19 protein-coding genes and 1 riboswitch are annotated in these 21,817 nt (G+C 73.0%); of the genes, 10 read left to right on the top strand and 9 right to left on the bottom strand.

The window, feature by feature from the left end:
* Positions 1-6: 6 nt before the first annotated feature.
* The 6 genes from ACIQ87_RS29935 to ACIQ87_RS29960 all read left to right on the top strand — a co-directional run bounded on the left by ACIQ87_RS29935 (position 7) and on the right by ACIQ87_RS29960 (position 5,743).
* Positions 7-678, top strand: coding sequence for a pyridoxamine 5'-phosphate oxidase family protein (locus ACIQ87_RS29935; RefSeq protein WP_402412560.1), 672 nt, complete (start codon positions 7-9; stop codon positions 676-678).
* A 14-nt stretch (positions 679-692) separates the two neighbouring features.
* Positions 693-1,334, top strand: coding sequence for an FMN-binding negative transcriptional regulator (locus tag ACIQ87_RS29940; protein ID WP_402412563.1), 642 nt, complete (start codon positions 693-695; stop codon positions 1,332-1,334).
* Between the two features lie 247 nt (positions 1,335-1,581).
* The gene (locus ACIQ87_RS29945; protein ID WP_402412566.1) at positions 1,582-2,994 is read left to right on the top strand and encodes a sugar porter family MFS transporter; all 1,413 of its coding nucleotides are present in this window, start codon (positions 1,582-1,584) and stop codon (positions 2,992-2,994) included.
* Between the two features lie 84 nt (positions 2,995-3,078).
* Positions 3,079-3,780: a dienelactone hydrolase family protein gene (locus ACIQ87_RS29950; RefSeq protein WP_402412569.1), complete on the top strand. Its 702-nt coding sequence runs from the start codon at positions 3,079-3,081 to the stop codon at positions 3,778-3,780.
* Between the two features lie 72 nt (positions 3,781-3,852).
* The gene (locus ACIQ87_RS29955; RefSeq protein ID WP_402412572.1) at positions 3,853-5,115 is read left to right on the top strand and encodes an MFS transporter; all 1,263 of its coding nucleotides are present in this window, start codon (positions 3,853-3,855) and stop codon (positions 5,113-5,115) included.
* 100 nt (positions 5,116-5,215) lie between these two features.
* Positions 5,216-5,743: an HAD domain-containing protein gene (locus ACIQ87_RS29960; RefSeq protein WP_402412574.1), complete on the top strand. Its 528-nt coding sequence runs from the start codon at positions 5,216-5,218 to the stop codon at positions 5,741-5,743.
* Here ACIQ87_RS29960 and ACIQ87_RS29965 read toward each other — a convergent pair.
* Complete coding sequence (locus tag ACIQ87_RS29965; protein WP_402412576.1) at positions 5,721-6,509, bottom strand: CPBP family intramembrane glutamic endopeptidase; 789 nt, start codon at positions 6,507-6,509, stop codon at positions 5,721-5,723. The two genes, ACIQ87_RS29960 and ACIQ87_RS29965, sit on opposite strands and share 23 nt — an antisense overlap.
* 96 nt (positions 6,510-6,605) lie before the next feature.
* The gene (locus ACIQ87_RS29970) at positions 6,606-8,111 is read right to left on the bottom strand and encodes a glutamate--cysteine ligase (protein ID WP_402412619.1); all 1,506 of its coding nucleotides are present in this window, start codon (positions 8,109-8,111) and stop codon (positions 6,606-6,608) included.
* A 377-nt stretch (positions 8,112-8,488) separates the two neighbouring features.
* Here ACIQ87_RS29970 and ACIQ87_RS29975 point away from each other — a divergent pair, with 377 nt between their 5' ends.
* A complete protein-coding gene (locus ACIQ87_RS29975) occupies positions 8,489-9,061 on the top strand; it encodes a hypothetical protein (RefSeq protein ID WP_402412579.1) in 573 nt (190 codons plus the stop codon).
* A 429-nt stretch (positions 9,062-9,490) separates the two neighbouring features.
* Positions 9,491-9,682, top strand: coding sequence for a DUF5999 family protein (locus ACIQ87_RS29980; RefSeq protein ID WP_097235094.1), 192 nt, complete (start codon positions 9,491-9,493; stop codon positions 9,680-9,682).
* 130 nt (positions 9,683-9,812) lie between these two features.
* Here ACIQ87_RS29980 and gcvP read toward each other — a convergent pair whose 3' ends face one another.
* The gene (gene gcvP / locus ACIQ87_RS29985) at positions 9,813-12,713 is read right to left on the bottom strand and encodes an aminomethyl-transferring glycine dehydrogenase (protein ID WP_402412582.1); all 2,901 of its coding nucleotides are present in this window, start codon (positions 12,711-12,713) and stop codon (positions 9,813-9,815) included.
* 237 nt (positions 12,714-12,950) lie between these two features.
* A riboswitch (glycine riboswitch) is annotated at positions 12,951-13,054 on the bottom strand.
* 230 nt (positions 13,055-13,284) lie between these two features.
* Here gcvP and ACIQ87_RS29990 point away from each other — a divergent pair.
* Together ACIQ87_RS29990 and ACIQ87_RS29995 are read left to right on the top strand one after the other, a co-directional pair.
* Positions 13,285-14,421 carry a PRC and DUF2382 domain-containing protein gene (locus ACIQ87_RS29990; RefSeq protein ID WP_402412584.1) on the top strand — a complete coding sequence of 379 codons (1,137 nt, stop codon included), beginning with the start codon at positions 13,285-13,287 and terminating at the stop codon, positions 14,419-14,421.
* 159 nt (positions 14,422-14,580) lie between these two features.
* Positions 14,581-16,077, top strand: a complete 1,497-nt coding sequence (locus tag ACIQ87_RS29995; protein WP_402412587.1) for an MFS transporter — start codon at positions 14,581-14,583, stop codon at positions 16,075-16,077.
* 175 nt (positions 16,078-16,252) lie between these two features.
* On the opposite strand, the gene ACIQ87_RS30000 is transcribed toward ACIQ87_RS29995, so the two are convergent.
* The 6 genes from ACIQ87_RS30000 to ACIQ87_RS30025 form a co-directional block, all read right to left on the bottom strand.
* Positions 16,253-17,650 (bottom strand): DNA polymerase IV, encoded by a 1,398-nt coding sequence (locus ACIQ87_RS30000; protein ID WP_402412591.1) that lies wholly within the window; start codon positions 17,648-17,650, stop codon positions 16,253-16,255.
* Positions 17,651-17,736: 86 nt separating this feature from the next.
* A complete protein-coding gene (locus tag ACIQ87_RS30005) occupies positions 17,737-18,459 on the bottom strand; it encodes a vancomycin high temperature exclusion protein (protein WP_402412594.1) in 723 nt (240 codons plus the stop codon).
* A gap of 95 nt (positions 18,460-18,554) precedes the next feature.
* A complete protein-coding gene (locus ACIQ87_RS30010) occupies positions 18,555-19,199 on the bottom strand; it encodes a MerR family transcriptional regulator (RefSeq protein ID WP_402412597.1) in 645 nt (214 codons plus the stop codon).
* Between the two features lie 223 nt (positions 19,200-19,422).
* Positions 19,423-19,899, bottom strand: a complete 477-nt coding sequence (locus ACIQ87_RS30015; RefSeq protein WP_030303568.1) for a bifunctional nuclease family protein — start codon at positions 19,897-19,899, stop codon at positions 19,423-19,425.
* 118 nt (positions 19,900-20,017) lie between these two features.
* Entirely contained in the window at positions 20,018-20,710 is a 693-nt protein-coding gene (locus tag ACIQ87_RS30020) for a MerR family transcriptional regulator (protein ID WP_402412622.1), read from the bottom strand.
* 179 nt (positions 20,711-20,889) lie between these two features.
* Complete coding sequence (locus ACIQ87_RS30025) at positions 20,890-21,768, bottom strand: FHA domain-containing protein (RefSeq protein ID WP_402412600.1); 879 nt, start codon at positions 21,766-21,768, stop codon at positions 20,890-20,892.
* Positions 21,769-21,817 lie beyond the last annotated feature (49 nt).

The raw sequence follows: 21,817 nt of genomic DNA on the forward strand, positions 1-21,817 counted from the left end.
GATGTCATGTCAGCCACCGCGGAGGGTTCGCCCAGCTACTCCCGTACCCCGAGGACCACCCCCACCCGCTACCGGGACCGGGCCACCTGGGAGCAGGAGGCGATCCACGCCATCCTCGACAGCGCCTACATCTGCCACCTCGGCTTCGTCGTCGACGGCGCCCCCGTGGTCCTGCCGACGATCTTCGCCCGGGTCGGCAGCCGGCTCTACGTCCACGGCTCCACCGGCAGCCGCCCGCTGCGCAACGCCTCCGGCGAGCAGGGCATGCCGGTCTGCCTCACCGTCACCCAGGTCGACGCGCTGGTGCTGACCAAGTCCGCCTTCAACCACTCGGTGAACTTCCGCTCGGTGGTCGCCCACGGCACCGCGCACCAGGTCACCGACCCCGAGGAGCTGGACGTCGCGCTCGCCGCCCTGGTCGACCACGCGATACCGGGGCGCTCCGCCGAGGTCCGTCCGGCCAACGCCAAGGAGCTCGCCGCCACCGCCGTCCTCCGCCTGGAGCTGGACGAGGTCTCGGCCAAGACCCGTGAGGACGGCGCCGACGACGACCCCGAGGACGCCGACCTCCCGCACTGGTCCGGTCTGATCCCGGTCACCACCGTGCACGGCACCCCCGAGCCGCACCCCGGCACCGCCGTCCCGCTCCCCGCGCACCTGCGCGGCTACCCCCGCTGACGGGAGGACCACCCGTGCTGATCAGATCCTGGGACCGCGGCGACGAGCAGGAGTGGCGCGCCTGGCTGGCCGAGGGCCGCGACTTCGGCCTGCTCGCCGCCAACGGAGGCCCCGGCGAGGGCCCGGTGCTCGTCCCCACGCACTTCCTGCTGGACGCCGAACGCGGCGAGATCCTGCTCCACCTCGCCGCGCCCAACCCGCTGCTGGCCGCCGTCCGGGCCGACCCCCAGGTCACCCTCGCGGTCACCGACGGCTACACCTTCGCCCCCGGCCACTGGCGCGGCGCCCCGGGCACGCCCACCAGCTACTACGCCTCGGTCCACTTCCACTGCACCGCCGAGGTGGTGGAGTCCGCGGCCGGCAAGGCGGAGATCCTCAACCGCCAGCTGGCGCACTTCCAGCCCGAGACACCGGAGGTCCGGGTGGTGCCCGGTGAGGGCACGCTGGCCCGGCAGCTGCCCGGGCTGCGCGGGCTCCGGCTGACGGTGAACGAGGTGCGGGCCAAGTTCAAGTACGACGACAAGAAGCCCGCCGAGGAGCAGTACGCCATCGCCGACCGGCTCGCCGAGCGCGCCGACGGCCCGGGGCGCGGCCACGACCAGTACGCCGCCGCCCGTACCCAGCTGCTCCGCCGTCACCGACGGCGCACCGCCTAGCCGGGCACCCCGAACACCCCGAACACCCCGAGCGCCGCGGGGCACCGACGGCCCCCTGGGCCACGCCCCGCGCGTCGACCACTCACGCACCGGCGGCCCCGCGCGCCGACCGGCCACGCGCCGTCGGCTGACCCCGGATCACCCGGTCGGGCGCCAACTCGGGCAGGTCGCCCGCGGCGCTGCTCGAATGTGAGACGAGCCCTGCCCACTCACCGTCAGAGCGGGCCCGTCCACCCCGGGAGCGCGCGTGTCCTCAGTCAACAGCCAGCGGGCGTCCGGCGAGGCCCACCTCGGCCACGTGGTGTTCATCTCGGCGGCCGCCGCCATGGGCGGTTTCCTGTTCGGCTACGACAGCGCGGTGATCAACGGTGCCGTGACGGGCATCCAGAAGCACTTCGCGGTCGGTCACGGCACCACCGCGTTCGTGGTGGCCATCGCGCTGCTCGGCTCGGCGGTGGGCGCGGTGCTCGCCGGACGGCTCGCCGACCACCTCGGCCGGGTCCGCACGATGCTGCTGGCCGCCGTGCTGTTCGCGGCCAGCGGCATCGGCTCGATGTTCCCGCCGAACATCGAGACCCTCGCCGTCTGGCGCGTGATCGGCGGCATCGCGATCGGCATCGCCTCCGTGATCGCCCCGACGTACATCGCCGAGGTCGCCCCGACCGCCTACCGCGGCCGGCTCGCCTCCTTCCAGCAGATGGCGATCGTGCTCGGCATCACCGTCTCCCAGCTGGCCAACTGGGCGCTCAACCAGGCCGCCGGCGGCGAGTCCACCAACCACCTCGGCGGCATCCAGGCCTGGCAGTGGATGCTCGGCGTCGAGGCCATCCCGGCCCTGGTGTACGGGCTGATGGCGCTCGCCATCCCGGAGTCGCCGCGCTACCTGATCGCCGACCACCGCGAGGAGCAGGCCCGCAGGGTGCTGGTCGAGGTCGAGGGCGAGGGCGTGGACCTGGACGCCCGGGTGGCGGAGATCCGCTCGGTGCTGGAGTCCGCCCGCAAGCCCCGGATGAAGGACCTGATGGGCGGCCGCTTCGGCCTGCTGCCGATCGTCTGGGTCGGCATCGGCGCCTCGGTGTTCCAGCAGTTCGTCGGTATCAACGTGATCTTCTACTACTCGTCCTTCCTGTGGCAGTCGGTCGGCATCAACGAGTCCAACTCGCTGCTGATCAGCCTCTCCACCTCGATCATCAACGTGATCGGCACGGTGATCGCGATGGTCCTGGTGGACCGGATCGGCCGCAAGCCGCTGGCCCTGGCCGGCTCGATCGGCATGGCGGCCGCGCTGGGCACCGCCGCCTGGGCGTTCTCCTACCGGGAGGGCAGCGGCGACACCGCCACCCTGGACAACACCCACGCCACCGTCGCCCTGGTCGCCGCGCACGTGTTCGTGCTCTGCTTCGCCTTCTCCTGGGGCGTGGTGGTCTGGGTGCTGCTCGGCGAGATGTTCCCCAACCGGATCCGCGCGCTGGCACTGTCCGTCGCCGCCTCGGCGCAGTGGATCGCCAACTGGGCGATCACCGTCAGCTTCCCGGACCTCGCCGACTGGAACCTCTCCGCGACGTACGTCATCTACGCGGCCTTCGCGCTGCTCTCCATCCCGTTCGTGGCCTTCTGCATCAAGGAGACCAAGGGCCGCGCCCTGGAGGAGATGGGCTGACCCGGCCCCGCCCACCGTCCCTGCCGCAGGCGGCCCGCACCGCCGACCCCCTCCGCTCGCGGCCCGACCCACCGAGAGGAAGCCATGCCTGACCAGGGCGGCTCCCGGCAGAACGTCACCTTCCCGAGCAACGGCCGCACCGCGCACGGCTACCTGGCCCGGCCGCCGCAGGGCGTCGGGCCCGGCCTGGTGGTGGTCCAGGAGTGGTGGGGGCTCACCTCGCACATCGCCGACATGGCCGACCGCTTCGCCGCCGAGGGCTTCACCGTCCTCGCCCCCGACCTGTTCGGCGGCGCCACCACCCACGACGGCGCCGAGGCGGCCCGGTTCAGGCGCGAGCTCCCGGTCGAGCGGGCGGTGGAGGACCTGGCCGGGGCCGTCGACCACCTGCTCTCGCTGGACACCGTGGTCGGCGACGCCGTCGGAGTGGTCGGCTTCTGCATGGGCGGTGGCTTCGCCCTGCTGCTGGCCGCCCGGGCCGGCGACAAGGTGGCCGCCGTGGTCCCGTTCTACGGCCTGCCGACCGACCCGGACTTCGACTACCGCGGCCTGACCGCCCACGTGCTCGGCCACTTCGGCGAGCTGGACGGCTCGATCCCGATGGCCGCCGTGGACGAGGCGGCGATCCGGATCGGCGAGGCCACCGACGTCCGCCCGGAGATCCACTTCTACCCGGCCGGGCACGCCTTCATGAACGACGAGAACCTGATCGGCACCTACGACCCGCTCCAGGCCCGGATCGCCTGGCGCCGGACCCTCACCTTCCTCTGGGGCCACCTCGGCTGACTCCCCTTCCGCCCCGGGCTCCGGTGTGGAAACGGGATGGACACCTGTACGACCTTTCGGCATAGTCTCCGGGTGCCGACCCCACCTCCGCGCCGCTTCGCCTGGGCGAGCCGCAACTTCCGCATCCAGACCGCCGCCACCGTGATCAGCGGCCTCGGCAACGCCGGCGCCCCCATCGCCACCGCCTTCGCCGTGTTCGGCACCGGCGGCACCACCGCCGAGGTCGGGTACGTCACCGCCGCCCGGCTGGTCCCCACCGTGCTGCTCCTGGTGGTAGGCGGCACCCTCGCCGACCGCCTGCCGCGCCACCTGATCATGGTCGCCGCCAATGTGTTCAGCGGGGTCTCCCAGGCCGTCCTGGCGGCCCTGGTGCTGACCGGGGACGTACGGCTCTGGCAGATGCTGGCCCTCTCCGCGGCCGGCGGGGCCGGCTACGCGCTCTACACCCCGGCCTCCGGCGGCATGATCATGCAGGCCGTCCCCCGGGAGCACGCCGCCCGCGCCTTCGCGGTCTTCCGGATGGGCCTCAACGCCTCCCAGATCGGCGGCGCCGCCCTCGGCGGCGCGCTCACCGCCGTCGTCGGCCCCGGCTGGGTGCTCGCCCTGGACGCCCTCTGCTTCCTGGTCGCCGCCGCCCTCCGCTTCTTCCTGGAGCCGGAGCAGGCCCCCGCGCCCTCCGGCGGCAGCATGCTGCGCGACCTGCGCGAGGGCTGGCGGGAGTTCGCCTCCCGCCGCTGGCTCTGGGTGATCGTGCTCCAGTTCTCCGTCCTGGTCGCCTGCATCAACGCGGTCGAGTCGGTGTACGGGCCGACGGCCGCCGAGCAACGGCTCGGCGGCGCGGGCGCCTGGGGCCTGGCGATGTCCGCCTACGGGGTCGGCCTGGTGGCCACCGGCGTGCTGATGACGCGCTGGCGGCCGCGCCGGATCCTGCTGGTCGGCAACTGGGGGGTCTTCCTGTTCGGCGTGCCCGCCCTGGCCCTCGCCGCCGAGGTGCCGCTGCCGCTGCTGGTCGTCGCGATGTTCCTGTCCGGCGTCGGCGTCACCGTCTTCGGCGTCAACTGGATGGTCGCGCTCCAGCAGGAGATACCCGCGGAGATGTTCTCCCGGGTCACCGCGTACGACGAACTCGGCTCCTACTCGCTGGCCCCGGTCGGCACCGCCCTGGCCGGCCCCGCCGCCGTGGCGCTCGGCCTGTCCGGCGCGCTCTGGACGTGCGCCGCCGCCTGCCTGGTGCTCAGCGCGTCCGTCCTGCTGGACCCCCAGGTGCGCCGGCTGAGCCGTCGGGGCACGGCGGACGCACCGGTGCCCGCCGGTGAGCCCGCGCCCACCCCGTGAGCGCCCCGCGCGCCCGGCGTGCGCCTGTCCGGGAGCAACCGGAGGTGCCCGGGTGTCGTCCGGTCAGTCAGGAAACACCACGAGTCTCTGGGGGCCACCGGTGCCGAAGCCACTGCTGTTCCTGGACGTCGACGGCGTCCTGAACCCCGTCCACCCGCATCCGGACGCCGGGTTCGACTCCCACACCCTGTTCGGCTACACCGTCCTGCTGTCCACCCGGCACGGCAGCTGGCTGCGCGAGCTCGCCGGAACGTACGACCTGGTCTGGGCCACCACCTGGGAGGAGAACGCCAACACCCACATCGCCCCGGCGATCGGCCTGGACCCGCTGCCGGTGGTCGCCCTCGCCGGCTACGCCCCGCAGCCCGGCGACCCGCGCGTCCCGCTGATGGAGCTGTTCTCCGCCGCCAAGTGGGCCCCGCTGCTGCGCCACGCCGGGGGCCGCCCCTTCGCCTGGGTGGACGACGTCATCCCGCCGCGCCTGGTCCGCCGCTCCCTGTGGCGCCGGGACCGCCTGCTGCTGCCCGTGGACCCGGGCCAGGGCCTGGAGCGCCGGCACGTCGACCAGCTGCTCGCCCGTCCGCCGCGCGGCCGGGCGCTGTCGGTCAGGGGGTCGGCAGCCAGCTGACGTGCCCGGCCAGCAGCGCGTACCCGACGAAGGCCACCGTGTCGATCAGGGCGTGCGCCGCCACCAGCGGCATCACCCGCCCCCAGCGCCGGTACAGCAGGCAGAACACCACGCCCATCACCATGTTGCCGACCATCCCGCCGACCCCCTGGTACAGGTGGTACGAGCCGCGCAGCACCGAGCTCGCCGCCACCGCCGCGGGCCAGGACCACCCCCTCTGCTCCACCCGGCGCAGCAGGTAGCCCAGGACGACGACCTCCTCCAGGACGGCGTTCTGGCAGGCCGACAGCACCAGCACCGGCACCCGCCACCACACGTCCGGCAGCCCGGACGGCGCCACCGTCAGGTTGTACCCGGCCGCCTGCGAGGCCAGGTAGAGCGCCAGCCCCGACCCTCCGATCGCGGCCGCGACGGCGGCGCCCCGCCCCAGGTCGCGCAGCTTCTGCCCGAGGTCGAAGCCCAGCACCCGCAGCGAGACGCCCTCGCGCACCAGCAGGTAGCCGACCAGCACCACCGGCATCAGCCCGCGCCCGACGTAGTACAGCTGCCACACCAGGTCCAGCCAGGGCCGCCCGGGCGCCCGCGAACCGTTCAGGGTGGCGACCTGCTGGCCGAGCTTGAGCGGTTCGGTGAGCGAACCGGTGAAGCTGATCAGCGCGCTGATCCCGCTGGCCCCGAGGGAGAGACCGAGGACGATCAGCAGTTCCACGCCGAGCAGCCGACGGGTGGGCTTCGCGGTCTCCGGCGCGGTCGGGACGGTGGTCACGGGGGCTCCAGCGGACGGGGCGGTCGCTCCGGCCGTCGGCCGACCGCCGGAGCGATCATCCTGGCACAGCCGCGCGGCCGCCCCGGAGGGGAGGTCTCAGCCCACCGGCCAGGTGTGCACCGGCTCGCCGCCGCGCATGAGTTCGGCGTAGCGCCTGGTCATCGCCGCGAGCGCGGCCGGCCGGTCCATCCCGTACTGCTCGCGCAGCCGGTGGAAGGTCGCGGTCTGCCAGGAGGCGCCGTTGGTGCGGCGCAGGCAGCGCTGCTCGATGATGCCCAGGTAGCGGTCCCGGTCGGCGGGCTCCACGCCCCACTCGTCGAGGCCCTGGTAGGCCATCGGCAGCAGCTCGTTCAGCACCAGGTCGACGGCGGACACGGTCTGCAGCCCGCCGCCGCGCCCGGCCCGGCCCGAGCGCGGCCACTGGAACACCGCGTCGATGCCGTACCGGGCGCCCTGCTGGAAGTTCTCGTCCGCCCGCTCGAACGGCAGCCGGGTCCAGATCGGCCGGGGCTGCGCGGCGAGCACCCGCACCAGTCCGTAGTAGAAGGCGGCGTTGGCCAGCGTGTCGGCCACCGTCGGGCCGGCCGGCAGTGCCCGGTTCTCCACCCGCAGGTGCGCCACCCCGCCGGCGACGTCGTACACCGGGCGGTTCCAGCGGTAGATGGTGCCGTTGTGCAGCCGCATCTCGGCGAGCCTGGGCGCACCGCCGGAGGCCAGCACCTTCACCGGGTCCTCGTCGTCGCAGATCGGCAGCAGCGCGGGGAAGTACCGCAGGTTCTCCTCGAACAGGTCGTACGCGGAGTCCACCCAGCGCTCGCCGAACCAGGTGATCGGGCGCACCCCCTGGGCCTTGAGCTCCGCCGTACGGGTGTCACAGGCCTGCTGGAAGAGCACCGGACGGGTCTCCCGCCACAGCTCCCGCCCGAACAGGAACGGCGAGTTGGCGCCGAGCGCGAGCTGCGGCCCGCAGATCGCCTGGGCGGCGTTCCAGACCGAGGAGAACCGTTCCGGGGTCACCTGGAGGTGCAGCTGGAGCGAGGTGGCGGCGGCCTCGGCCACCATGGTGATCGACTCCAGCTGGAGGTGCTCGACCCCCTCGATGTCCAGCGCGATGTCCTCCCCGCGGGCGGCCAGGATCTGGTCGCTGAGCAGGCTGTACCGCTGGTTGTGGCTCATCGCGTCCAGCCCGGTGTGGGCGTGCTCCAGGGTCGGCAGGATGCCCACCATGACGATCCTGGCGCCCGCCTCGGCGGCCCGCCGGTCGGCGTAGCGCAGCCCGGTGTCGATCTCCTCGCGCAGCTCCTCGAAGACGTGCCCGCAGAGCCGGTGGGGCGTGATGTTGACCTCGATGTTGAACCGGCCCAGTTCGGTCTGGAAGTCGCTGGAACCGATCGCGCTCAGCACCTGCGCGTTGTTCATGGCCGGCAGGCCCTGCTCGTCGGCCAGGTTGAGCTCGATCTCCAGGCCCATCACCGCCCGCGGACGGTCGAAGCGGTCCTCCCGGATCATCCGTCCGAGTGTTTCGAGACACGTGTGGAGCTTGCGCCGGTACTGCTGCCGGTCCGCCAGTTCCGCCCGAGTAGCCACGACCTTCTCGCCCACGGTCCCCTCCTCCAGAGCCACCCCGTCGAGCACCCGGTCGACCGACCGTGCAAGCATCATGCCCACCTCGAAGATCGATACCCGAACGCTTGTACTGGCTTGCATTGCAAGGCATCTGACGGAAAATCAGACGAACTGTAGACTTGCCCGGCACCACAGCCTGTGATAAACAGATCACCCTGCGCACCTGTTCGAATTGGCACAGCGCTCCGGCCGGTCCGCCTCGCCCAGAAGCCCTCGTCGACGGCGGCGACCGTGCCGGCTCCGCGATCCTGCACAACCGGACACGGCCGGGCCCCGTCACCGAAGACGCGTCGCCTCGCCACGCCGGTATGACGCACTCGCACGCCGATCTCGCTTGGAGAGGCGGACCCGCCATGACTCTGCAAACCCCCCAGCCCCCGCCGAGCGCGCTGCGCGCGGTCCTGGGCGCGCTCGACTCGGAGACCGCGCTGCGCCAGCCCGCCGCCGCAGCACTGCGTCATCCGACCGGCCCACTGCTCCCCGCCCACCCGCTCGCGGTGCACGTCCTGAACGGCCCGCGCCCGGAACTCCCGGCCGCCCGCCGCACCGGCTGGCGCTTCCTGATCAAGGACGGGCCCGAGGTGGCCGCCGCCGCCGAGGTGGTGCAGAGCGCCGAGGGCCACAGCTTCTCCCACTTCACCGCGGGCCCCTACCTCGACTCCACGGTCCGGGCGCTGCGCGAGGCCTGGCAGCTCGCCCAGAACTCCCGGACCCGCCGGCAGCCCCGGCTGCTGACCTTTCCGGGCCAGTACGCCACGGCGCTCTGGCTGCACAGCCCAGACGGCGACCCGGCCGCCGACCTGCTGATCCCCCTCGCCCCGGCCCCGCTCGGCGTCACCGCGCACCGCGCCCGCCCGGCCGCCGAACTGCTGCCGCTGCTCGCCCGCGCCCCGCTCGCCAGGCCGCTGCTGCTCGGCTCCTCCTGAACCGAACGGTGCCCCACGGGCCGCCGGGCCCACCCGCCCGGCGGCCCCCACCCCTGCCCGCGCCCCTGCCCGCGCCCCTGCGCCCGCGGGCCCTCATCCGAACGGCGACCACCCGCCCGGACCATCCGGCATGGCCCCATCGGGTCATGCGCCGGCTGACCCAGTGGTGTGCTCTTTCCCGCCGATCCCACCTGAACGGGTGATCTCCACCCGGGAGTTGTGGCGCATGTCACGAAATCCCTGCGCGCGGGTCCCAGGATGCCGACACTGGGAACCAGCGTGGAAGGACCACCTGTCCTACCCACTTGAGCGTCGGTCCACACTTGGCCGGCGTGCGGACAGGATCCGACCACCGCGGCGGTCCCGGACGGCACCACCTCCGGCGACCGCATCACGGGGAGGATCGCAGAGCGAAGCGAGGGTACGCGTATGTGCCAGCACCGTCCTGAGTGCCCATCGGCCGAGTCCGAGGACCGCGAGGCGGCCGTCTCGGTGGCCCGCCACCCGGAGCAGGGCTGGAGCCTGCTCTGCAACGGCGTCGTCCTGTTCGAGGACACCGGAGAACTGCTGCCCGACGGCCGGGTGATCGCCCCGCGCCGTCCCGTCGCCCACGCGGCCTGACCGAACGGTCCGGCCGGTCCGGCCGGACGGCGGGGGCAGCCGCCGACTCGGCCGGCGAAACGGGCAGGGCCCCGGCGGAAGACTCCGCCGGGGCCCTGCCGTCCGATCCGGGCCCGCGGGCCGGGTCCGGTCAGACGCCGTACTCGTCCAGCGGCGGGCAGGAGCAGACCAGGTTGCGGTCGCCGTACGCGCCGTCGATCCGGCTGACCGGCGGCCAGTACTTGTCCGCCGGGTTCACGCCCGCCGGGAAGACGGCCTCCTGCCGCGAGTAGCCGTGCGCCCAGTCGCCGGCCAGCGTGGCGGCGGTGTGCGGGGCGTTGCGCAGCGGGTTGTCGTCGGCCGCCCACTCGCCCGAGCCGACCTTGTCGATCTCGGCGCGGATGGTGATCATCGCGTCGCAGAACCGGTCGATCTCGTGCAGGTCCTCGGACTCGGTCGGCTCGATCATCAGCGTGCCGGCCACCGGGAAGGACATCGTCGGCGCGTGGAAGCCGTAGTCGATCAGGCGCTTGGCGATGTCGTCCACCGTCACGCCCGTCTCCTTGGTCAGCGGACGCAGGTCGATGATGCACTCGTGCGCGACCAGCCCGCCCGGGCCCGTGTAGAGCACCGGGAAGTGCGGCGCCAGGCGCTTGGCGATGTAGTTGGCGTTCAGCACCGCGACCTGGGTCGCGTGCTTGAGGCCCTCGCCGCCCATCAGCCGGACGTACGCCCAGGAGATCGGCAGGATGGCCGCCGAGCCCCACGGCGCGGCCGAGACCGGGCCGACGCCGGTGGCCGGGCCGGCCTCCGCCTGCAGCGGGTGGTTCGGCAGGTACGGCGCCAGGTGGGCGCGCACCGCGACCGGGCCGACGCCCGGGCCGCCGCCGCCGTGCGGGATGCAGAAGGTCTTGTGCAGGTTCAGGTGCGAGACGTCCGCGCCGAACTTGCCCGGCTTGGCCAGGCCGACCAGGGCGTTCAGGTTGGCGCCGTCCACGTACACCTGGCCGCCGGCCTCGTGCACCAGGGCGCAGATGTCGGTGATCTGGGTCTCGTACACGCCGTGGGTGGACGGGTAGGTGACCATCAGCACGGCGAGGTTGTCGCGGTGCTGCTCGATCTTGGCCTTCAGGTCCTCGACGTCCACGTCGCCGTCGGCCAAGGTCTTCACCACGACCACGCGCATGCCGGCCATCACCGCGGAGGCCGCGTTGGTGCCGTGCGCCGAGGACGGGATCAGGCAGACGTCGCGCTGGGTGTCACCGTTGGCGTGGTGGTAGGCGCGCACGGCCAGCAGACCGGCGAACTCGCCCTGGGAACCGGCGTTCGGCTGGATCGACACGGCGTCGTAGCCGGTCACCTCGACCAGCTGCTGCTCCAGCTGGCGGATCAGGGTCAGGAAGCCCTGGGCCTGGTCGATCGGCGCGAAGGGGTGCAGCTGGCCGAACTCCGGCCAGGTCACCGCCTCCATCTCGGTGGTCGCGTTGAGCTTCATGGTGCAGGAGCCCAGCGGGATCATGCCGCGGTCCAGCGCGTAGTCCCGGTCCGACAGGCGGCGCAGGTAGCGCAGCATGGCGGTCTCCGAGCGGTGGCTGTGGAAGACCGGGTGGGTCAGGTACTCGTCCTCGCGCAGCAGCGCGGCGGGCAGCGCGTCGGCGGCCTCGGCGACCTCGCCGGCGGCAACGCCGAACGCGGCCCAGACACCGGCCAGGTGCTCGCGGGTGGTGGTCTCGTCGGTGGAGACGGAGATCCGGTCCTCGCCGTCCTGGTACACGTTGACGCCGTTGGCGCGGGCGGCGGCGGCGATCTCGGCGGCGCGGCCCGGGACGACGGCGGTGACGGTGTCGAAGAACTCGCCGTGCAGCAGCTCGACGCCGCCGGCCCGCAGGCCCTCGGCGAGGGCGGCGGCGTAGCGGTGGGTGCGGCGGGCGATGTCGGCCAGGCCGTCCGGGCCGTGGTAGACGGCGTACATCGAGGCCATCACGGCGAGCAGCACCTGGGCGGTGCAGATGTTGCTGGTGGCCTTCTCGCGGCGGATGTGCTGCTCGCGGGTCTGCAGCGCCAGGCGGTAGGCGCGGTTGCCGTCGGAGTCGACGGAGACGCCGACCAGGCGGCCGGGCAGCGAGCGGGCGTACTCGGTACGCACCGACAGGTAGCCGGCGTGCGGTCCGCCGAAGCCCATCGGCACACCGAAGCGCTGCGTGGTGCCGCAGGCGATGTCGGCGCCCAGCGAGCCCGGGGACTTGAGCAGGGTCAGCGCCAGCAGGTCGGCGGCGACGGCGACGATCGCGCCCAGGCCGTGCGCCTGCTCGATCACCGGGGCGAGGTCGCGGACCACACCGGTGGCACCCGGGTACTGGAGCAGCACGCCGAAGACGCCACGCTCGGCGATCTCGGCCGGGATGCCCTCGGACAGGTCGGCGACGACGACCTCGACACCGGTCGGCACGGCGCGGGTGTTGATCACCGCGAGGGTCTGCGGCAGGGTCTCGGCGTCGACCAGGAAGACACCGCCCTTGACCTTGGTGACGCGGCGGGCGAGCGCCATCGCCTCGGCGGCCGCGGTGCCCTCGTCCAGCAGCGAGGCGCCGGAGGTCGACAGGCCGGTCAGGTCGGAGACCAGGGTCTGGAAGTTGAGCAGCGCCTCCAGGCGGCCCTGCGAGATCTCCGGCTGGTACGGGGTGTAGGCGGTGTACCAGGCCGGGTTCTCCATGACGTTGCGCAGGATCACCGGCGGGGTGAAGGTGCCGTAGTAGCCCAGGCCGATCATCGGCTGGAGCACCTGGTTGCGGCCGGCCAGCTCGCGCAGCTCGGCGAGGACCTGGGCCTCGGTCCGGCCCGCGGGCAGGTCCAGGGCGGTGATGGAACGGATCGCCTCGGGCACCGCGGTGGCGGCGAGCTCGTCCAGCGAGCTGTAGCCGACGGACGCCAGCATCTTCTCCTGCGCGGCGGCGTCGGGGCCGATGTGGCGGTTCTCGAAGGGACTGGCCAGCTCAAGCTCGGTGAGGGTCGAGGCGCCGGTGGGGCGTCCCGCGTTCGGCTGGGCGTTCATGGTGGTCGAGGCCTCCTGGTCACGGACCGGCGGGGGTACGCACGCCGGCCGGCCTCGCCGCTGCGGGCGGCGGACAAACCTGGGCGGGCGGACCCGACAGGCCTCCCCCTCTGTCATCGGGACCTGAGAGCTTCACCCGCACGGGGCGCTGTGGGCGCCCCGCCGGCTTGCACCGTCGGTGAGGGTGGTGATCGCCGGCTTCCGTGCCGACGCTCCTGCCCTGCTTTCCAGAGTGACCTACCCCACACGGTACGGATGCCTGAGAGATTCCGGGGAGGAGTTGCTCCTTCGGCGCCCCGACCAGCGGTTTTCGTTGTCGGAGACTCTCCCGAGCGGGCTCTGCGGTCGCCGCCCAGGGTACCAGCGGGAGGCCTCCCGATCACGGGTGCGTCCGGTCAATCGAGGTCTACGCGCGTCCCCCGGACGGTCGATCGCGCAACCCCGTCCGGCGCACCCCGCTCGCGCCGGTCCGATTCATGGCATTTGGTGTGAAGTGGCGGACGGGACGGGTGCTCCGGCCGCCCTGCTGCGGGAGTTCCGCAGGCCCAGCGCGCGCGGGAGGAAAAAAGAAGTGCAGACCGACATCGACCCCCGGGACCTCATCGGTCACAAGGCCGTCGACCGCAACGGAGACAAGATCGGCACGGTCGACGAGGTCTACCTGGACGACGCCACCGGCCGGCCCGAGTGGGCCGCGGTCCGGACCGGCATCTTCGGCCGGGACGCCTTCGTCCCGCTGACCACCAGCGAGTTCGCGGGCGACGAACTGCGGGTGCCGTACGACAAGTCGCTGGTGAAGGAGTCGCCGGACTTCGGCGTCGGCCAGCACCTGTCCCCCGCCCAGGAGCTCCAGCTCTACCGCTACTACGGGCTCGACACCCCGCTGGACAGCCGCCCGAACGGCGAGAACGGGAGCCGGGCCAAGCAGCCCGACCGCGACTTCGGCACCACGGCGGCTGCTGCCACCGCCACGACGACCGCCGCCGCCCCGGCCAAGCCGCTCACCTTCCACAGTCCCGAGCGCGCCCCCGAGCGCTCCCCCGAGCGCGCCCCGGCGAGGACCCCCGCTGCCGCCGCCGCGCCCGTCACCCCCGACAGCACCAGGACCGCCCCGGAGGCCGACACCCGGCTCCCCGGCACCCCTGCGGCGGCGGCACCCGCCCCCGCCGCGCCCGTCATGGAACCGAAGCAGTCGCACCCCGCCCCCATGCCCGCCCCGGCGGCGGCCACCACGACCGCCACCGCGCACCCGGGCACCGCCACGGCCGCCCCGAGCAGCCCGGTCGAGATCACCTGCCGCGAGGAGCGGCTGGAGGTCACCACCGAGTGGCACGTCCTCGGCACCGCGAAGCTGCGCAAGTACGTGACGACCGAACAGGTCGAGCGCCGCGTCCCGGTGGTCCGCGAGCGCGTCCGGGTCGAGCGGACGCCGATCAGCGAGGCCGAGCGCGCCACGCTCACCGACAGGGAGATCGCCGAGGCCACCGAGGAGGTCACTCTCCGTGAGGAACGCGCGGTGGCCCGCAAGTACCTCGCGCCCGTCGAGCGGGTCCGCCTGGTCGTCGAGCGGTACACGACCGAGGAGGTGATCCGGGAGGAACTCCGTCGCGAGCACGTCGAGGTCCACGACACCACGCCCCCCCACACCCCGCCGTCCGCGTTCACCCCCGACACCCCCCGACCGGCCCCAGCGCGCCCACTCGCCTGACCGCCCCCACCAGCAAGGGCCCCGGACACCGTCCGGGGCCCTTGTCGCGTACCCGACCCTTCGTCTTTGCCAAAGCTTAACCGCTCGATATTTGACACTCTGAAGTATCTCCCTGCATGGTTACTTCAGTTCATTCACTATGTACGGGAGGAAGCAACCGTGAGTGAGGCACCACAGCCCACCACCGCGGCCGAGAAGCAGAGCAGCGCCCGGGTCCTGCCGGCCCTCATCCTGGCGATGTTGTCGTTCAGCGTGGTGCAGACCGCGGTCGTCCCGATCCTGCCCTCGCTCGCCAGGGAACTGAACGTCTCCGCCTCCAGCATCACCTGGCTGATGACCGCCAACCTGCTCTCCGCAGCCGTGCTGACTCCCCTCCTGGGCCGTTTCGGCGACCTCCGGGGCCGCAAGCCGATGCTGCTGATCTCGCTGGCCGGTCTGGTCGCGGGTTCGGCACTGGCGGTCAGCACCCACTCCTTCACCTGGCTGGTCGTCGCCCGCGTCCTCCAGGGCGCCGGCGGCGGTGTCCTGCCGCTGGCGATCAGCATCGTCCGTGACGAGCTGCCCAAGCAGAAGGTGACCGGCGGCGTCGCCGCCATCAGCGCCTCGATGGGCGTCGGCTCCGGCCTCGGCCTGGTCGCCACCGGTCTCCTGCTGGAGCACTGGGACTACAAGTCGATCTTCTGGATGGGCCTGGTCTTCGGCCTGATCGCCCTCGCCCTGGTCGCCTTCCGCGTGCCGACCGACCCGGTCACCGACAAGGAGGGCGGCGCCGACCCGCTGGGCGCCATCACCCTGGCCGGCTGGCTCTCCGCGCTGCTGGTCGCGGTCAGCCAGGGCAACCACTGGGGCTGGACCTCCAACAAGACCCTCGGCCTCTTCGCCGTCGCCGCCGTGGTCGCCCTGGTCTGGGGGATCATCGAGACCAAGGTCGCGCACCCCCTGGTGGACATGAAGATGATGGCCCGTCCGGCCGTCGCCTTCACCAACGTGGCCGGCCTGCTCATCGGCTTCGGCATGTACGGCTCCTTCATGGTCATCAGCAACTTCGCCCAGACCCCGGAGAAGCTCACCCACTACGGCTTCACCGCCACCGTGCTGCACGCCGGCATCATGCTGCTGCCGTCCGCGATCGGCTCGATGGTCGCCGCCCCGGTCGGCGCCCTGCTGATCGCCCGTCGCGGCCCGCGCCTGCCGCTGGTCCTCGGTGGCGTCCTCGGCGCCGTCGCGATGGCCTACCTCGCCGTGCGCCACGGCCGCGAGGGCGACATCTACACCGCCTCGGCGATCTTCGGTCTCGGCGTCGGCCTCGCCTTCGCCGCGATGCCGGCCTACATCAACGGCGCCGTCCCGGCCGAGCAGAGCGGCATCGCCAACGGCATGAACTCCGTGCTGCGCACGGTCGGCGGCGCGATCGGCACCGCCGTCATGGCCGCCATCCTGACCGGCGACACCCTGAAGCTGCCGCCGCAGATCCCGCTCTCCCTGCCCACCCTGGACGCCTACAAGCACGCGTTCTGGACCGCGGCCGTCGTCTGCATCGTCGCCGGCGTCGTCCCGTTCCTGATCCGCGGTGCCAAGTCGGCCGCCACCCCGACCGTCCTCGGCGGCTCGGCCCAGCAGGACTCCAGCCCCGCGCTGGCCAAGACCGACGCCTGACGAGGCGTCCGGCCCCCGCGCCCAGGGACAGGGCGCGGGGCCCCGGTCCCGTACGTCGCGAGGGCATCACGAACGTACGGGGTCCGGCACGGTGATCGGCCCCACCCGGTACCCCCACCGGGTGGGGCCGCTTCGCGTTCCGGGCCCGCTCCGCAGACCCGCCTCCCCCGTCCGCTCAGCCGCCCCCGTCCGACGCGCCGTCCCCGTCCTCCTCCTGGCGCAACGGCAGCGGCCGGGACGGTTCGAGCGCCGGGTCGTCCACCGCGAAGGTCCGCACCCGCCCCGGCCCGCTCCACGGCGTCTCGAAGCGCACGGTGACCCGCCCGACACCGCTGCCCTGCACCCAGCCCGGCCCGAACTCCTCGTGCCGCACGTCCTGTCCGGGCATCCAGCGGCGCACCACGACGACCTCGGGCTCCTCCTCGGCCTGCTGTTCCGCGGCCGCCACCTCGGCGTGCTCCGCGGCCTCCTCCCGCAGCGCCTGGGCGAACAGGTCCTCCTGGGTGTAGTCGGCGAGTTGGGCGACGCCCACGCCGAGCAGCCGGACCCCACCGGTGATGTCCACCTGCTCGGCCAGCCGGCGCGCGGTCGCGGTGATCACCGCCTCGTCGTCGGTGGGCCCGCCGAGCGTCTCCGAGCGGGTCAGCGTCGAGAAGTCGAACCGCCGGACCTTGAGCACCACCGTCCGCCCCGAGCGCCCGGCCGCCCGCAACCGCCGCACGCACCGGCCGGCCAGCGCCTCGACCTCGCGCAGCACCCGTTCCCGGTCGGCCAGGTCGACCTCGTAGGTGTCCTCCACCGACACCGACTTGGCGTCCTGATCGGCGATCACCGGCCGGTCGTCCAGGCCTGTGGACATCTGGAAGATCCCGGCGCCGTGCGCCCGTCCGACCAGCTGCACCAGCTCCGCCTCCCCCGCCTCCGCGAGGTCGGCCACCGTGTTCAGCCCGGCCCGGCGCAGCACCTGCTCGGTGGCCGGCCCGATCCCGGGCAGCGCCCGCACCGGCATCGGCCCCAGCACGGCCCGCTCCTGCCCGGGCTCGATCATGACCAGCCCGTCCGGCTTGGCCTGCTCGGAGGCGATCTTGGCCATCAGCTTGGACCCGGCCGCCCCGACCGAGCCGGTCAGCCCGGTCAGCCGCCGGATGTCCGCCCGCAGGTCCTCGGCCAGCGCCAGGACCAGCCGCTCGCCGGTCTCGTGGTCCGCCTCCAGCAGCGCGGGACCGTACGCACCGGCCTCCAGGTCCACGAAGGCCTCGTCCAGGCTCAGCGGCTGCACCAGCGGGGACAGCTGCCGCAGCAGCCCCATCACGATCTCGCTGTTCTGCCGGTAGGCCTCGAACCGCCCCGACAGGAAGGCGGCGTTGGGGCAGAGCCGGCGCGCCTGCGCCATCGGCATCGCCGAGTGCACCCCGAACCTCCGCGCCTCGTACGAGGCCGTGGAGACCACCCCGCGACCGCCGAGCCCGCCGACGATCACCGGCTTGCCGCGCAGGCTCGGCTTGGCCGCCTGCTCCACCGCCGCGAAGAAGGCGTCCATGTCGAGGTGGATGATGCTCGGCAGGGATCGCACCCGCCGATCATCGCGTACGGGTCCGACAGTGCGTACGACCCGGGCCGGACGGCCCACGACGGGCCACCGGCCGCACGGGACGGGCGCTACCTCCCCGCCGCCTCCGCCAGCGCCTTCGGAATGCCGTCCTCCTCGGGCCCGAGGAACAGCGGGTCCGGCCGCAGCCAGGCATTGGCCGCCGCCTTGCCCGCCCCGGCGACCTCCCGCAGCCCTCCGTACAGCCAGGTCGCGTCGTGCCACTCCGGCACCCCGACCGCGTACGAGCGGATGCCCGCCGCCTCGCACAGCGCCAGCGCCCGGCGGACGTGGAAGTCCTGGCTGACCAGCACCGCGTGGTCCACCCCGAAGATCCGGCGCGCCCGGGTGCAGGAGTCCCAGGTGTCGAAGCCGGCGTAGTCCCGGACCACCCGGTCCTCGGGCACCCCGTGCTCGGTCAGGTACGTGTACATCGCGTCGGGCTCGTCGTACTCGACCCGCCCGTTGTCCCCGGTCACCAGGATCGCCTGCACCTTCCCCTCCCGGTACAGGTCCAGCGCCGCGACCAGCCGGTGCTCCAGGTACGGCGAGGGCTTCCCCTGGTCCAGCCCGGCGCCGAAGACCACCGCGACCGGCGCCGCGGGCGCGCTCTCCACCGTGCCCACCCGGTCGCCCGCGGAGAACCACACCCAGGCACTCGGCGCCAGCGCCAGCGAGCAGAGCACCGTCCCGAGCTGGAACACCCTGCGCTGCGTCCGCCGCTGCCGCAGCCGCGCCCCCAGCAGCCCCGCCCTGCGCCGCAGCAGCCCCGATATCCCGGTGCCGTCTCCCACGTGCCCTCCCTCGATCACGCCGATTCAGGGAACACGACGGGGCCGCGGGTCCGAACGGTTCCCCGTCCGGGCCCGCGGCCCCGTCGAACTCCTGCTCAGACCGCCCGGTTGCGCCGCTGCGCCAGCTCGTCGGCCGGGTCGTGCCCGACCAGCGTCTCACCGGTGTCGGTGCGCTCCGCGTGCAGCCTCCCGAGGGTGAGCTCCAGCTCCTGCCAGACCGCTCCGACCGCGATGCCGAAGACCCCCTGACCGCCCTTCAGCAGGTCCACCACCTGCTGCGGCGTGGTGCACTCGTACACCGTCGCGCCGTCGCACATCAGCGTCATCCCGGCCAGGGCGGCCTGGTCGGCGGCCTGCAGGTGGGCGACCGCCACCCGGATGTTCTGCAGCGAGACACCCGCGTCGAGCAGCCGCTTCACGATCTTCAGCAGCAGGATGTCGCGGAAGCTGTAGAGCCGCTGGCTGGTCGACGGGTACGCGGTGCGGACGCTGGGCTCCAGCAGTCCGGTGCGGGCCCAGTAGTCCAACTGGCGGTAGGTGATGCCGGCCGCCGCGCAGGCCGTCGGGCCGCGGAAGCCGAGCAGCTCCGACGTCGGCGCCAGCCGTTCGATGCTCGGCTGGCCCGGTTGTACGGCCGGGAACCTGCCCATCCGGGGGAGATCCGTGACGGTGCGGCCGGTGCGCGGCATGTGCACGGCGCACCGGCCTCCCACGGCCGCGTCATCGCCGGTGCTGCTCATGCCTGCCTCCGTCCACTTGTGCTGCGGGCAACCCGAATGCGGGCATCGGCCACCCGGACAGCCACTCCTGACGGTAGGCAGTCCCCTATGACCCGTCAACGATCGCCACGCCGGACCGGACAAACCACATCACTCAGGAGAGTGGTTTTTCGTGCCCCTAGTGTGGGTAGATGGACGGTTTTTGGCAAAACGGTAGGCCAAACGGCCGCGCGCCCGGCCCCCGCTACTGCGGGCCGCTGCCCCCGAAGTCCTCGGGCGAGACCTGGTCGAGGAACTCGCGGAACTTCTCGACCTCGTCCTCCTGCTCGTCCGGGATCGCGATGCCCGCCTCGGCGAGCACCTCCTCGCTCCCGTAGATCGGGGTGCCGGTGCGCAGCGCCAGCGCTATGGCGTCGGACGGCCGGGCACTCACCTCGACCCCGCCGGCGAACACCAGCTCGGCGTAGAACACGCCCTCCCGCAGGTCGGTGATCCGGACCTCGGTGAGCTGCTGGCCGAGCGCCTCCAGGACGTCCTTGAACAGGTCGTGCGTCAGCGGGCGCACCGGGGTCATGCCCTGCTGGGCGAAGGCGATCGCGGTCGCCTCGCCGGGGCCGATCCAGATCGGCAGGTAGCGATCTCCCCCGACCTCCCGCAGCAGCACGATCGGCTGGTTGGAAGGCATCTCCACTCGGACACCCACGACGTCGAGCTCATTCACACAGGCAACCCTATGGCTCCGCTCCCGGATATGAAAGCGCAGAGCCGACGCCGCTGGTCAGCGAGGTGCAGCCGGTGCCGCAGGGCGTGTCGGACGCGCCACGCCGCGTAGGGAGCCGCTATCCGCGGGCCCGCAGGCCGGCCTGGACCATCGCCGCGTGCAGCCGTACGGACAGCGTCGCGAGCTCCCGGGCGGTGGCCTCCGCGTGCGCCCTGGTCTGTGGGTTCCGGTGCCGGCGCAGTGGCGCCACCACCTGCTCCACCAGCGCGATCTCGCGGTCCGCCGCGGCCTTCATGGCCCGCAGGTGGCGCGGCTCCAGCCCGTACCGGCCGAGCTCCGCGACCAGCCGGGCCACCTGGAGCGCCTCGCCGTCGTAGCCGCCGTCCGGGCCAGGGGCGACCAGCCCGTAGGACTCCCACTCGGCCAGCTCCTGCTCCCCGGCCTCGGCCGCCGCGAGCAGCTCGGCGCGGCCCAGCCGGACACCTGAGGGCACCTCGCCGGCGGCCACCAGCTCCCGGTCCGCCTCCTCCAGCGGCCCGGGCCGGGTGTCGGCGGAGGGCAGCGCGGGCGGGTTCTCGCCGCGCTCGATGGCGTCCAGGTGCTCCCGGATCACCCGCAACGGCAGGTAGTGGTCCCGCTGCATGCGCAGGACGTAGGCCAGCCGCTCGACGTCGGCCGGGCTGAACTTGCGGTACCCCGAGGGCGTGCGCTGAGGCTCGACCAGTCCCTCCGCCTCCAGGAAGCGGATCTTGGAGATGGTGACCTCGGGGAAGTCGTCGCGCAGGAAGGCCAGCACCGCGCCGATGCTCAGCAGTTCGTCACCGCCGCGCCGGCGGCCGACGGGCCGTTCGGCCCGGACCGGCTGCCGCGGGCCCGCGACCACCCCGCGCCCGCCGCGGTCCGCCAGCGGACCGGACGGGGTTGGGGTGGCCGCCCCGAGAGAAGAGGAAGGGGTATTCGTATTCACTCGGGCTCCCACCGACGTCGTTTTCAGTACCCCCGGTTGTGACCGGCGAAGAACACCAGCCGGTACTTCCCGATCTGCACCTCGTCGCCGTTGTTCAGCGACACCTCGTCGATCCGCTCCCGGTTCACGTAGGTGCCGTTGAGGCTGCCCACGTCCGCGACGCTGAAGCCGGCCGGGGTGCGACGGAACTCCACGTGCCGGCGCGAGACCGTGACGTCGTCCAGGAAGATGTCACCCTGCGGGTGACGACCCGCCGTGGTGATGTCCGAGTCCAGCAGGAAGCGGCTGCCGGAGTTCGGGCCGCGCTGCACGATCAGCAGGGCCGAGCCCGGCGGCAGCGCGTCGATCGCCGACAGGACCTCGGCCGACAGGGCCGGCGTGGCGCCGGTGCCGGTCGTGGCGCTGGGGTCGTACGACTCCAGGCCGGAGATGGAGATGGTCGACGTGGTCTCCGCCGCCCCCTCCGGGAGCAGGCCGCCGCGCAGCGCCGTGCCGCAGTTGGAACAGAACCGGGCCGAAGCCGGGTTCTGGTTGCCGCACCTGGGGCACGGAGTGGGGCCAGCCATGTTCACAGCCTCCTGGCGGGGCACACCCGACGGGTTGTGCCCGGCGTACGGATCCGGGGCAAACCCTCCACCGGAGGTTGAGGGTCCTGACGGGAAACCTATGCGCGGCTCGCCGGAGGGGTCAACCGACGCGCCGTGGCCCGCCGGATTGCCCGCGAACTGGGCGGCGCCGCCGTCCCGGTAGAGCTGCTGGCCGTACGGTGCGGCCTCGGGGGCCGGACGCATGCCCGGCACCGCGGGCTCGTCCTCCGGCCGGCGGTGACGCGCGGTGGGCGCCTCGACGGCGGCCGCGTCACGGCCCTTGTTGCGACCGAACAACTTCGAGAAGAAACTCACGGGCGAATCCCCTTGCGTGTGACAGACCCGCCCGCGGGGCAGGGTGAGA

Source organism: Kitasatospora sp. NPDC096204 (assembly GCF_044763205.1).
Classification (GTDB): Bacteria; Actinomycetota; Actinomycetes; order Streptomycetales; family Streptomycetaceae; genus Kitasatospora.

Excerpts from the sequence above, each read along its gene's own strand:
- ACIQ87_RS29935 (WP_402412560.1), top strand. The coding sequence starts at position 7 with ATGTCAGCCACCGCGGAGGGTTCGCCCAGCTACTCCCGTACCCCGAGG.
- ACIQ87_RS29950 (WP_402412569.1), top strand. The coding sequence starts at position 3,079 with ATGCCTGACCAGGGCGGCTCCCGGCAGAACGTCACCTTCCCGAGCAAC.
- gcvP (WP_402412582.1), bottom strand. The coding sequence starts at position 12,713 with ATGAACGCCCAGCCGAACGCGGGACGCCCCACCGGCGCCTCGACCCTC.
- ACIQ87_RS29980 (WP_097235094.1), top strand. The coding sequence starts at position 9,491 with ATGTGCCAGCACCGTCCTGAGTGCCCATCGGCCGAGTCCGAGGACCGC.
- ACIQ87_RS29975 (WP_402412579.1), top strand. The coding sequence starts at position 8,489 with ATGACTCTGCAAACCCCCCAGCCCCCGCCGAGCGCGCTGCGCGCGGTC.
- ACIQ87_RS30010 (WP_402412597.1), bottom strand. The coding sequence starts at position 19,199 with ATGAGCAGCACCGGCGATGACGCGGCCGTGGGAGGCCGGTGCGCCGTG.